Annotated in this window: 11 protein-coding genes and 1 pseudogene; 8 read left to right on the top strand and 4 right to left on the bottom strand. The window is 74.5% G+C overall.

Going from position 1 to position 11,411, the window contains the following annotated elements; genetic code table 11:
* On the top strand, positions 1-1,025 hold a 1,025-nt coding region (locus GV126_RS33145), incomplete at its 5' end, for a cutinase family protein (RefSeq protein WP_159674771.1).
* A gap of 161 nt (positions 1,026-1,186) precedes the next feature.
* Positions 1,187-1,420, top strand: coding sequence for a hypothetical protein (locus GV126_RS33140; RefSeq protein WP_159674770.1), 234 nt, complete (start codon positions 1,187-1,189; stop codon positions 1,418-1,420).
* A gap of 18 nt (positions 1,421-1,438) precedes the next feature.
* Here GV126_RS33140 and GV126_RS33135 read toward each other — a convergent pair whose 3' ends face one another.
* Positions 1,439-2,458, bottom strand: a complete 1,020-nt coding sequence (locus GV126_RS33135) for an Lrp/AsnC family transcriptional regulator (protein WP_159674769.1) — start codon at positions 2,456-2,458, stop codon at positions 1,439-1,441.
* A gap of 120 nt (positions 2,459-2,578) precedes the next feature.
* On the opposite strand from GV126_RS33135, the gene GV126_RS33130 reads away from it, so the two are divergent.
* The 6 genes from GV126_RS33130 to GV126_RS33105 all read left to right on the top strand — a co-directional run bounded on the left by GV126_RS33130 (position 2,579) and on the right by GV126_RS33105 (position 9,377).
* Positions 2,579-3,988, top strand: a complete 1,410-nt coding sequence (locus GV126_RS33130) for an MFS transporter (protein WP_159674768.1) — start codon at positions 2,579-2,581, stop codon at positions 3,986-3,988.
* Positions 3,985-5,205: an amidohydrolase gene (locus tag GV126_RS33125; RefSeq protein ID WP_159674766.1), complete on the top strand. Its 1,221-nt coding sequence runs from the start codon at positions 3,985-3,987 to the stop codon at positions 5,203-5,205. Before GV126_RS33130 ends, GV126_RS33125 begins: the two co-directional genes overlap by 4 nt.
* Before the next feature lie 213 nt (positions 5,206-5,418).
* Positions 5,419-6,951, top strand: a complete 1,533-nt coding sequence (locus tag GV126_RS33120) for an MFS transporter (protein WP_236570340.1) — start codon at positions 5,419-5,421, stop codon at positions 6,949-6,951.
* Between the two features lie 233 nt (positions 6,952-7,184).
* Positions 7,185-8,387 carry a cytochrome P450 gene (locus GV126_RS33115; RefSeq protein ID WP_159674762.1) on the top strand — a complete coding sequence of 401 codons (1,203 nt, stop codon included), beginning with the start codon at positions 7,185-7,187 and terminating at the stop codon, positions 8,385-8,387.
* Positions 8,384-8,671 carry a ferredoxin gene (locus GV126_RS33110; RefSeq protein ID WP_159674760.1) on the top strand — a complete coding sequence of 96 codons (288 nt, stop codon included), beginning with the start codon at positions 8,384-8,386 and terminating at the stop codon, positions 8,669-8,671. The genes GV126_RS33115 and GV126_RS33110 overlap by 4 nt, the downstream gene beginning before the upstream one ends.
* A 100-nt stretch (positions 8,672-8,771) precedes the next feature.
* A complete protein-coding gene (locus GV126_RS33105; RefSeq protein ID WP_159674758.1) occupies positions 8,772-9,377 on the top strand; it encodes a TetR/AcrR family transcriptional regulator in 606 nt (201 codons plus the stop codon).
* Between the two features lie 7 nt (positions 9,378-9,384).
* On the opposite strand, the gene GV126_RS33100 is transcribed toward GV126_RS33105, so the two are convergent.
* The 3 genes and pseudogenes from GV126_RS33100 to GV126_RS33095 all read right to left on the bottom strand — a co-directional run.
* The gene (locus GV126_RS33100; RefSeq protein WP_159674756.1) at positions 9,385-10,587 is read right to left on the bottom strand and encodes a lanthionine synthetase LanC family protein; all 1,203 of its coding nucleotides are present in this window, start codon (positions 10,585-10,587) and stop codon (positions 9,385-9,387) included.
* A gap of 68 nt (positions 10,588-10,655) precedes the next feature.
* Positions 10,656-10,808, bottom strand: coding sequence for a hypothetical protein (locus tag GV126_RS36005; RefSeq protein ID WP_185948384.1), 153 nt, complete (start codon positions 10,806-10,808; stop codon positions 10,656-10,658).
* Positions 10,809-10,825: 17 nt separating this feature from the next.
* Positions 10,826-11,411, bottom strand: a pseudogene (locus GV126_RS33095) (lantibiotic dehydratase); the annotation flags it as partial.

Genomic DNA, 11,411 nt, shown 5'->3' with positions numbered 1-11,411 from the left:
ACCCTCCGGTGACGCCCGTCGCCCCCGCGCCGGCGCAGACCACGCTCCCCGAGTCCCCCGAGCCCTCCGCACCGACCGGGCCGGCGGAGCCGACCGGTCCCACCGCGCCGGTCCCTCCGCTGGTCGAGCCGCCGGCCCAGCCCCGGCCGTCGCAGACGTGCCAGGGGCCGGTCGCGGCGGGAGACACCCTGTGGGCGCTGGCCGGGAAACTGCTGGGGTCCGGCGGGAAGTGGCGCGAGCTGTACGACGCGAACCGTACGGCGATCGAATCGGCGGCGCGCGCCCACGGATTCGCCGCCAGCGACGGCGGGCGGCTGATCTTCCCGGAGACCAACCTGGACCTCCCCGGTGGCTGCACGGGAGAGGTGACGGGCCTGATCGACCAGGCACTGTCCGGCCTGGCCGCGCTGACCGGCACCCCGCCGTGCACACAGGGAACCTTCCTCATGGGGATGCGTGGCGCGGCGGCGAGCGGGCGCGACGAGTTCACCGCGCTGATGGAGGCCCTGGAGAAGGGGCTGCGCGCGTCCGGGCGCGCGCCGGGCGGTGTCACCGCGTTCAAGGCGCCCGCTCCGGCCGACTTCGCCGCGGCGCTGCGCGGCGCCGGGCTGAGCCTTCCGGCGGACTACCCGCACAGCGTCTTCCTCGGCGCCGCCGAACTGCTGTCGGCCCTCATGACGCATCTGCAGTGCCCCGGTGAGAACGTCGTGCTCACCGGATACGGGCAGGGCGCGCAGGCCGTCCGGACGGCGCTCGGCATGCTTCCGTCCGCGCTGCGGTCGCGGATCGGCCACGTGCTGCTGTTCGGCGATCCCACCGCCGTACCGGGCGGCATGTCCGTGGCTCAGCTGAAGGCGGCGGTGCCCACCGCGACGTACTGCCGAACGGGGGACCCGCTGTGCGGCGACGACCCCAAGCGCGTCCTGGAGTGCCTGACCGCCACCGGGCAGTGCCCGCAGATCGATTACCGGAAGGAGGCGGCACAGGCCGCCGAGGCGATCGGGGGAGCGCGGCAGAGCCGCTGACGGCTCGACGGCATGCTCCCCGCGCAGGCGGCGGCGCCGTCCGCCCGGTCGAACCGGGCTGGTCGAACCGTGCGAAGTCGGACGGCGCTGGACGGTGCCGGTCGCCGGGGCGGCGCCACGGCCGTCATCGGCGGCGCGCCGAGCGCGGCGAACACGCCGTCGTGGCCGCGCGCGGTCAGATGACGCAGGGCGAGCAGGACGCCGTGGTGGTGGCCGGAGCCGACCGAGTCCAGCGACACCCTGACTCCGCGGGCGGCTACCGGCTGCGGGCCGACTCGCCCGCGCTGGGCAACGGCGGTGTCGTCGCGGACGACGGCGGCCGCGACTACTGGGGAAACCCGGTGCCGGCGACGGCCAAGCCGCACCGGGGCGCCTACCACGGCCCCGGCCTGTGAGACAGCCCGGCGTCCGCTCTACCAGGGCCGCACCGGACGGGTGCCGGTGCGGCGCCCGTCCCGGTCGAGCAGGTGGCCCATCCGTTTCACCGTGTGCAGGCCGATGATCCGGTCGGTGACGGTGAGGGTGGGCAGCCGGGTGCACAGCGAGGTCTCGCGGCGCTGGATCTCGGCGATGTCCCGCAGCCAGAACGTGGCCAGGACGTTGTCGGTGCCGGTGACGGCCGCGAGCAGCCGGCACTCGGGCAGCGCCGCCAGGGCGCGGTGCAGGGCGTTCACATCCCGGGCCGGCAGCCGGCCGCGGAAGGTCACGGCCACCGGCAGGCCGGTCAGCGGCGGGGCCATGTCGCAGCGGAAGGTCATCAGGTGGGAGCCGGTGAGGCGGTTCAGCCGGCGCCGGACCGTCGCGGCGCTGGTGCCGGCGCGCTGGGCGAGTTCGGCCAGCTCCAGGCGGCCGTCGGCGGCCAGTTCGGCCAGCAGCACGCGGTCCAGTGCGTCGAGGTCCGGGCGGGGCGCCGGCTGCCGCTCGCCCGCCGCCGGGCCGCCGAGCGCGGTGAGCTGCGTGGCGTCCAGGGACCGCAGCCGCCACCGGCTGCCCTCGGTGTACAAGGCCGTGGCCACCAGGCACTCCACCGCGGTGATGCCGTCCAGGGCGCTGAGCCGCTCGGTGAGGAACCGGGTGAGTGAGGCCAGGTCCGGAGTCAGGACGTCCAGCAGCAGATCGGCGCTGCCCGGCGCGGTCGTCTCGACGGTGACGGCCTCGTCGAACGCGGCGATCGCCGCGGCGAGGTCCTCCCGCGCGCCCAGCCGGCAGCGCACCAGCACGAACGCGGTGACCTGGCTGCGGGAGAACGCCGGTCCCGGCGCCGCGTAGACCCAGGCGAGTCCCCGCGCGGTCAGCCGCTCCCAGCGGCGGGCGAGCGTGCCCGCCGTCACCCCGAGCGCCGGAGCCAGCTCCGACCACGCCGCCCGCGGCCGCAGTTGCAGGGCGTGGACGAGTGCCAGGTCCAGCTCGCTCACCATGCCCGTATCTCGCATTCGGCGTGCCTTCCGTGCACGAATCCCACCAACTTCCGGGCCGCTTCGGCTGCTGCCCGCACAGTAGCTGCCACATCTTTTCAGCCACCGGAAGGGGTGGGCGCAACAGTGGCCACAGGCATGCGTTCGGGCCGCGGACTCCTCGCGGTCATGACGGTGATCGTGGTGTGCAGCGGTGTGGTGCAGGGATACCTCACCCCGCTCCTGCCGGAAGTGGGCCGGCACGTCGGCGTCGGCAGCGTCGGCCAGAACAATCTGTACCTCCTGTCGCAACTGGCGTTCGCGGTGATGACCCCGCTGCTGTCCCGGCTGGGCGACCTGTACGGGCACCGCAGGCTGCTGCGCGCGTCGGTGGCGATGGTCGTCGCCGGCTCGCTGCTGATCGCCGCCTGGCCCACGACGGCGACGCTCGCCGTCGGCATGGCCCTGCAGGGCGCCGTCGTCGGCTTCTTCCCGCTGCTGGCCGGAATCCTGCGCTCGCGCGCGCCGGAGCTGGGCCGCGTGGGGATGTCGGTGCTCGTCGGCGCGCTGCTCGTGTCGATCGGTGCCGGTGGGCTCGTCGCGGGGGCGCTCAGCGACCGCCACGCCGTCCTCGGCCTGTGGACGGCCGTGCCCGTGGCGGCGCTCGCCCTGACGGCCGCCCTGGTGCTGCCGGACAGCAGCGCCCCGCGGGGCGGCGCCTTCAACGTGCGCGCCGCCACGCTGCTCACCCTGGGCCTGGTGGCGCTCGTCCTCGTGCTGGCGCAGGGCGGCACCTGGGGCTGGGCGTCGGCGGCCTCGCTGGTCACGGCCGTGCTCGCGGTGGTCCTGCTCGGGCTGTGGCTGCTGGTCGAACGGACGTCCGAGCAGCCGCTGGTCGACGTACGGCTGCTGCGCAACCCGCGCCTGGCGGTGGTCAGCGCGCACACGTTCTGCGCGGCGTTCGGCACCATCGGGTTCCTCGGCGCGAACGCCGTCTTCCTCGGCTCCGACCCGGACGAGACCGGCTACGGCATGGGACTGGGCTCGCCGGCGATCGCGGTGGTCTCGCTGGCCATGGTCGTCGTCGGCTGCCTCGGCTCGACGGCCACGCCCCGGCTGGCCGTGCGCCTGGGCGACCGCGCGGTGCTCGGCGTCAGCGGCCTGCTCGGGGCCGCCGGCTTCCTGTGCCTGGGCGTCCTCCACGACTCCCTGGCCCAGTACCTGGCCGGTGCCCTCGTGGTGGGCCTGGCCACCGGCGTGTTCGAGTCGATCACCCGCACCCTGTCCGCCGAGGTGGTGCCGGAGTCCGAGACCGCGCTGTCGGTCGGCGTCAACGAACTGGCGCTCTCGCTCGGTGCGGCGATCGGCGCCGCCGTCGTCGGCGCGGTGTTCGCCGGCCACCAGTCGTCCGGCGGGCACATCACCCTCACCGGCTACGGCTGGGCCTGGGGCGTGTGCGGTGGCGTCGCCCTGCTGGGCGCCCTCTCGGCCCTCGCCTTCCGGCCCGTGCCGGGCGCGCGGACCCGGCAGCCCCTTAAGACCCCTGTGCACAGCGGAGACCTGACATGACAGCACCCCACACCACCACCTCCCCCAAGTCGGCGCGGGAGCGGGCCGCGGCCGCGGTGAGCAGCGCCGTACGCGGCCGCGCGGACCGGCTGGTGGGGCTCAGCCACAGCCTGCACGCCGAACCCGAGACGGCCCTGCGAGAGCACCGCTCGGCCGCGAAGATCGCCGATCTGCTGGCCGACGAGGGTTTCACCGTCGCCGCGGGAGCCGGCGGCCTGCCGACCGCGTTGACGGCCACCCGCGGCAGCGGCGACCTAGTCGTGGCCCTGTGTGCCGAGTACGACGCCCTGCCCGACATCGGCCACGCCTGCGGACACAACGTCAACGGCGCCGCGGCGGTCGGCGCCGCACTCGGCCTGGCCGCCGTCGCCGACGACCTCGGGCTGACCGTCACACTCGTCGGCACACCCGCCGAGGAGGACATCGGCGGCAAGGCGCTGCTGCTGGAGGCGGGCGTCTTCGACGACGTGGCCGCGGCGATGATGGTGCACGCCGCCGCGGAGGACTCCGTCGGCGCCCCCTCCCCGGCCATCGGCTCCTGGGACGTCACCTACCGGGGCCGGCCCGCGCACGCGGCCCTCGCCCCCTGGGAGGGCGTCAACGCGCTCGACGCCATGAGCCTTGCCCACACCGCGATCGGCCTGCTGCGCCAGCAGCTCCCGCCCGGCACCCTGGTGCACGGCGTGGTCACCGACGGCGGCCGGGCCCCCAACGTCATCCCGGACCTCACCCGGGCCCGCTACGAACTGCGCGCCCCCACCGTCGAGCAGCTGGCCCACGCGCGCCGGCGCGTCCGGGCCTGCTTCGAGGCCGGGGCCCTCGCCTCGGGAGCCGAGCTGGAACTCACCCGCCACGGTGCCGACTTCGCCGACCTGCGCCAGGACCCGTATATGACCGAGCGTTACCGGCGCGCCGCCCTCGCGCTGGGCCGCACACCCCAGGAGCGCCACGGTGAGGTGATGGCCTCCACCGACATGGGCAACGTCTCCCACGTCCTGCCCGCGATCCACCCCACCATCGGCTACGACACCGGCGGCGCGAAACACCACACGGCCGAGTTCGCCCGGCACGGCACCACCCCCTCGGCCGACCGGGCGGTCCTCGACGGCGCCACGGCCCTGGCACACGTGGGCGTCGACCTCGCCACCGACGAGGAACAACGGCAGCGGCTGCTGCGCGGCGTCGCCCGCCGCCGCGCGTCGCGGGACCCGGCCTGACGCCACCGAACCGGAGCCCGTCCGCCACCGGCCAGGGAGCCCGTCCGCCGCCGGCCCGGGAGCCCGGTCGGCGCCGCCGGCCGGTGTGAACCATCGCACGACCGGTGTGAACGTGCGCCGACTGGGCAGCCGCTCCCTCGCATCCGGATACGGATCTTCCATGGAAAGTCGATACCGTACATTTACGGACAAGCGAGGCAAGGTGGCGTGCTCGTGGATGTGACACCCGACGGACCGGCCGGTTCCGGCGCGGAACGGCTGCGGGACAGCGTGGCCCACGTGCCGCGGCAGGTCCGTGAGGAGCTGACCCGGCGGCTGCGGCGCCACAGGCGCGTCCTGCGCACGGAGGACGTCCAGGTCGTCGAACCGCCGCTGCTCCGGCGCGCGGTCGGCGCGTCCGCGCTCGGCAACTGCATGGAGTGGTTCGACTTCGGCGTCTACAGCTACCTCGCCGCCGACATCGGCAAGGTGTTCTTCCCCGGCGCCTCGCCCGGCGCCCAGGTGATCTCCTCCTTCGCCACCTTCGCCGCGGCCTTCGTGGTGCGGCCCCTGGGTGGACTGGTGTTCGGCCCGCTGGGCGACCGCATCGGCCGTCAGAAGGTGCTCGCCACCACCATGATCATGATGGCCGTCGGCACCTTCGCCATCGGCCTGATCCCCGGCTACGGCACCATCGGCATCGCCGCGCCCGTGCTGTTGCTGCTGGCCCGCATGGTGCAGGGCTTCTCCACCGGCGGCGAGTACGGCGGCGCCACCACCTTCGTCGCCGAGTACTCGCCCGACCGCCGCCGCGGCTTCCTCTCCAGCTGGCTGGACTTCGGCACCTTCGTCGGCTATGCGCTGGGCTCGGCCCTGGTCACCGTGCTCAACGTGCTCCTCAGCAACGACCAGATGCTCTCGTGGGGCTGGCGGATCCCGTTCCTGATCGCCGGCCCCCTCGGCGTCATCGGCCTGTACATGCGGTTGAAGCTGGAGGAGTCGCCCGCCTTCCAGCAGCAGCTCGACGAGCACGAGAAGAGCCTCGCCCAGAAGTCCGCCGGCAGCGAGTTCAGGACCATCGTCAAGGACCACTGGCCGGAACTGCTCATCTGCATGGGCATCGTCCTGCTCTACAACGTCACCAACTACATGGTCACCGGCTACCTGCCCACGTACCAGACGGAGACGCTGCACCGCTCCAGCAGCTCCGCCGACCTCCTGGTGCTGCTGGGCATGGTCTGGATCGTGCTGCTGATCACCTTCGTCGGCCGCCTCAGCGACCGCGTCGGCCGGCGCCCCGTCTACGGGGTCGCGGCGGCCGCGATGATCGTGTCGGCGGTGCCCGCCTTCGAGCTGCTCAAGATGCCCGGCACCTGGGCGCCGGTCCTCGGGGTGCTGATCCTGTCCACGCTGCTGGCCGGCTTCGCCGCACCGAGCGCCGCCACCCTGCCCGCACTCTTCCCGACCGCCGTGCGCTACGCGGCCATGGGCATCGGCTTCAACATCGCGGTCGCCGCGTTCGGCGGCACCACCCCGCTGGTCACCGCGGCACTGGTCGGCGCCACCGGCAACGACCTCATGCCCGCCTTCTACCTGATGCTGGCCGGCGTGATCGGACTGGTGACCGTGAAGTTCCTGCCGGAGAGCGCGCAGGTCCCGCTGCGCGGCTCGCAGCCGATGGTGGGTTCCGTGGAGGAACGGCGGGAACTGCTCACCACCGTCGAGGCCCTGTACCGCGCCTCCCGCAAGACGGGGAAGACCGGCTAGAGGCGTACCGCGCCGGGCGGAAGACGGGCCGGAGTCCCGTGCGGAAGCCGCGCTTCCATGCGGCCGAAAGCAATATTGCAGGGGACTGCAAGATTGCTTACGGTGGCATGCAGGGACGACGAACAGGGATGAAACGTGACGGTCCGGGCGGCGTCGGCGAGCGGCCGGCGGCACCGGGTCGGTCGGCGCCCGCGGCCCTGAGCAGATGGTTCCCCCACGAGAGGCGGCCCCTCATGACCATCAGCGACCCCCAGCCCTTCCCGTTCAGCGACACCGACGACCTGCGCATCGAGCCGCGTTTCGAGCAGCTCCGTGAGAAGGAGCCGCTGTGCCCGGTCCGGCTGCCCCACGGCGAACCCGCCTGGCTGGTCACCCGGTACGAGGACGTCAAGACCGTCCTGGGCGACCCCCGGTTCAGCCGGGCCGAGGCCCAGCACCGCGACGAGCCCCGCACCCGCTACCACCGCGGGCTGCCCGGCAACATCATGGAGTTCGACCCGCCCGAGCACACCCGGCTGCGGCGCGTGGTCGCCAAGGCGTTCACCGCCCGCCGGGTGGAGGAACTCAGGGTCCGCGCCCAGGAGATCGCCGACCGGCTCGTCGACGAGATGACCGCCCAGGGGCCGCCCGCGGACCTGGTGGCCGGTTTCGCGCTGCCGCTGCCGGTGACGGTGATCTGCGAACTGCTCGGCGTGCCGCTGGAGGACCGGGCACGCTTCCGCCACTGGTCGGACGCGATGCTGTCGACCACCCGCTTCACCCCCGCGGAGATCGACCGCTGCGTCGAGGAGCTGTCCGCCTACATGGCCGGCCTCGTCGCCGAGCGCCGCGAGCGGCCCCAGGACGACCTGCTCGGTGTGATGGTGGCCGCACGCGACGAGCAGGACCGGCTCTCGGAGGACGAACTGGTGGCCATGGGCGTCGGCGTGCTGGTCGCCGGCCACGAGACCACCGCGAGCCAGATCCCGAACTTCGTGTACACGCTGCTGGAGCATCCCGACCAACTCGCCTGCCTGCGCGCCGATCCGGACCTCGTCCCGCAGGCCGTGGAGGAACTCATGCGGTTCGTGCCGCTGGGCAGCGCCTCCATCGCCCGCTACGCCCTGGAGGACGTCCAGCTGAGCGGCGGCGTGGTGCGCGCCGGCGAACCGGTCGTCGCCTCCAACGCCTCGGCCAACCGCGACGCCACCGTCTTCACCTGCCCCGAAGAACTGGATGTGACCCGCCAGGAGGCCTCGCACGTCGGGTTCGGCCACGGCCCGCACCACTGCCTGGGCGCCCAACTCGCCCGGATGGAACTGCAGGTGGCGCTGCGCACCCTGCTGCGGCGCCTGCCCGGGCTGCGCCTGGCCGGCACCGGACAGGACCTGGTGTGGAAGTCGGGCTCGGGTGTGAAGGGCCTGGAGAAGATGCTCGTCACCTGGGACGCGGCATGAGCGGCCGGCCCGACGCGGACCGGGACACGTCCGCGGCCGCCCCCGAGTCCGGCGCGGGGACGCAGACCTGGCGGGTGCGGGTCGATGCCACGGCCTGCATGGGCACCGGCATCTGCGCCGGCGTGGCGCCCGGACGCTTCCGGGTGCGCGACGGGGTCTCGCACCCCACGGACGAGTTCGTCCCGCCCACACAGCAGGTGGTGGACGCCGCCGAGTCCTGCCCGCTGGAGGCCATCTCGGTGACCCACCGCGACACCGGCGCCCGGATCGCCCCCGAGGAATGAACGACGACGGCCCGACACGCGAGGGGACGGGAGCGCTCCGCCCCCTCGCCGGTCCGCCGCCCACGGCGCCGGCCCCCGCGGTCCCCACTACGCTACGGCCATGACGGGCCAGACGACGAGGACGTCCCACCGCGAACGCAGCAAGGCCAGGCGCCGCGAGGCCATCAGACGGGCCGGGATGCGGCTGTTCGCCGAGCAGGGCTACGACGGCACCACCATCGCCGACATCGCCGCGGCGGCCGACGTCGCCCCCCGCACCGTCTCGCTGTACTTCCCGTCCAAGCACGACATCGCCCTGTCCGTGCCCGACGAGATCGCCTCCCGGCTCACCGCCGTCTTCCGCCGGCACCCCGCCTCCGGGTTCCTCGACGCCCTCGACATCTGGCTCCGCGGCGAGGCCGCCGCCCTGGACCCGCAGCTCGTCGCGCTGCTCACCGCCATGTACGAGGCCAACCCCGCGCTCAAGGCGCACGGCAGCAGCCAGATCGAGGAGGCCGTACGGGTCACCGGCCCCGCCCTGGCCGCGGCGACCGGACTGCCCGCGGGCCATCCGATGAACGCCGTGGTCAGTGCCGCCGTCGGCGCCGCGCTGAGCCAGTACTTCGCGGCCGTCCTGGGCCACCAGAGCGCCGCGGACCTGCACACCGCGTTCATGGACTGCCTGCGCGCCCTGGTCGACACCGCCCGGCGCAGCGCGGCCGGCTGACCCTCGGTCAGCGCAGCCCCAGACAGGGCAGCCAGGCGCGCGGCGCGCCGCGAGCGGCGGTGAGCAGCGCGGCGAGCACACCCGGCAGGCCGGTCAGCAGGTCCGCCGGCCAGTCGGCGGGCGCGGGGCGGGCGAGCCGGGCCGTCAGGTGCGCGACGAGCCGCTTCTTGAGCACGGCGGCGGCGGGCAGGCGCGCGTGGCGGTCGAAGGCGTCGGCGACGGCCAGCACGCCCGCGGCGCCGTGGCACAGCCCGAGCCGGTCGGCGGGGGTGTCGCCGTACAGGTGGAAGGTCTCGTCGTAGTGCTCGGCCAGTGACGTGAAGGCGGCCGCGGCCCAGCGGGCGCCGGCCGAATCCCCGAGGGCGTCGGCGGCGTCCCACAGCGCCCAGGCCACCCCCGGCGTGCCGTAGCACCAGGCCTGGCGGGGGTGGGCCCGCGGCGCCGGCGGACGGTCGAGGCCGGCGCCGGGCCAGGTGCGGATGCCCCGGTCGTCGACGTAGGACTGGCGCACCAGCCAGCGTCTGGCGCGGTCGAGCGCCGCGGCGAGATCACCGGTGGCGTCCGGGTCCGGGTCCGCTCCGGTGCGGCGCAGGGCGGCGGTGAGCGCGGTGACGACGCCGGCGACGCCGTGCCCCATACCGGTGTTGACGCGGCCGTGCACCCACGACAGATAGGGGTGGTCGGCGTAGTGCCCCGTCCGCAGCCGGGGCAGGTCGTCCGCGTCGCACAGCAGCGCCAGGTGCGCGGCCAGCGGCCGCAGCCGGGCGAAGTCCGGCCGGCCCGCCGTCTCGCCGGCGCACAGCGCGAGCAGTGTGCCGGCGGGGCCGCAGATCAGGTCGTAGTCGGGGAAGGTGACGGCGTGCGTGCGGTACGGGGGCAGGCGTCCGGACAGATGGGCCCGGAGCCGGTCCGCGACCGGTCGCAACCCGGAATGGACGCGCGAACCCAGGTGCAGGCCGACGAGCGTGCCCGCCAGGCCCCCGTCGTACAGGGCGGGACGGGACGGTCCGCGGCCGGCCGTGCGGGACCACACGGCCACGGCGGCGGGCGCCGCCCGGTCGTCGGCGACCAGGTGCGCCAGGACGGGGATCCCGGGGTCGCAGCGGTGTCCGCCCTCCGGTGGTGCCACGGCCCACTGACGCAGGTACCGCACGGCCAGGCCGTGCACGTCGTCGAGCGGGGTGGCCGGTGCGGCCGCGTCGTACGCCATCGGTTCCTCGCGGGGTGGGTGCGGGGAGGAGCCGCCCGGCGCAGCGGGCGGCTCCTCGACGGGGGCGATCAGCAGATGACGACCGTGTTGCAGATGATGATCGTGCACACGCCGCTGCAGCCGTGGGTGTAGGCGGAGGCCGACGGCAGGTCCTCGTCGGTGATCCGCTCCTCCAGGTCGCTGATCAGGGTGTCGAGTTCGGTGAGTTCGTTGTTGGGCATGGGACTTCCCCTTTCGCTCATCGGGTGTGGGCCGCCCCGGCGGGCCGCCTGGCGGGCGGGCCGGGGACGTCGTGCCGGTCGTCGCGCATCAGCGCGTCGGCCGCCGCCGCGGCGAGGCGGTCGGCGCCGGCGTCGTGCGGCAGCCGGAGCAGCAGTTGGGCGGCGACGGTCGCGCCGCCGTGCAGCGCGTCGCGCACCAGCAGGTCCTCGGGGGCCGGCAGCATCTCCTCCACGAGCAGCGCGCTGCCCGCCTGCCGGGCGCACAGCCGCTCGATCAGGTGGATCGCGGTCAGCGAGGCGAAGTCCACCGGGACCGGTTTCCCGCCCGGGGTGGTCCGGGCGAAGCCGTGCCGGGGCAGCCCGGTGGCGCGGCGCAGCAGCGCCAGGACGCGGACCTTGGTCAGCAGGTCGTCGCCCGGCCGCCACAGCCGGCCGCGGTCGATCCGCCAGGTGGCCGGGGCGAGGACGAGGGCGCCGCCCGCGGTCAGCCGCGGCAGCCTGTCCCGCTCCGGCAGCGCCCCGTCCAGCGCGTCCAGGCGCACCAGCCAGGAGGCGGCGGGGTGACTGGCGGCGAGCAGCAGCCGCACCAGCGTGTCGTAGGGC

The sequence above is a fragment of the Streptomyces mexicanus genome (genome assembly GCF_902506575.1).
Taxonomy (GTDB): Bacteria; Actinomycetota; Actinomycetes; order Streptomycetales; family Streptomycetaceae; genus Streptomyces; species Streptomyces mexicanus.
Note: the sequence above shows the minus strand (reverse complement) of the source record. Positions and strands in the feature narration are given on the sequence as shown.

Excerpts from the sequence above, each read along its gene's own strand:
- GV126_RS33130 (WP_159674768.1), top strand. The coding sequence starts at position 2,579 with ATGCGTTCGGGCCGCGGACTCCTCGCGGTCATGACGGTGATCGTGGTG.
- GV126_RS36005 (WP_185948384.1), bottom strand. The coding sequence starts at position 10,808 with ATGCCCAACAACGAACTCACCGAACTCGACACCCTGATCAGCGACCTG.
- GV126_RS33125 (WP_159674766.1), top strand. The coding sequence starts at position 3,985 with ATGACAGCACCCCACACCACCACCTCCCCCAAGTCGGCGCGGGAGCGG.
- GV126_RS33105 (WP_159674758.1), top strand. The coding sequence starts at position 8,772 with ATGACGGGCCAGACGACGAGGACGTCCCACCGCGAACGCAGCAAGGCC.
- GV126_RS33100 (WP_159674756.1), bottom strand. The coding sequence starts at position 10,587 with ATGGCGTACGACGCGGCCGCACCGGCCACCCCGCTCGACGACGTGCAC.
- GV126_RS33115 (WP_159674762.1), top strand. The coding sequence starts at position 7,185 with ATGACCATCAGCGACCCCCAGCCCTTCCCGTTCAGCGACACCGACGAC.
- GV126_RS33135 (WP_159674769.1), bottom strand. The coding sequence starts at position 2,458 with ATGCGAGATACGGGCATGGTGAGCGAGCTGGACCTGGCACTCGTCCAC.
- GV126_RS33110 (WP_159674760.1), top strand. The coding sequence starts at position 8,384 with ATGAGCGGCCGGCCCGACGCGGACCGGGACACGTCCGCGGCCGCCCCC.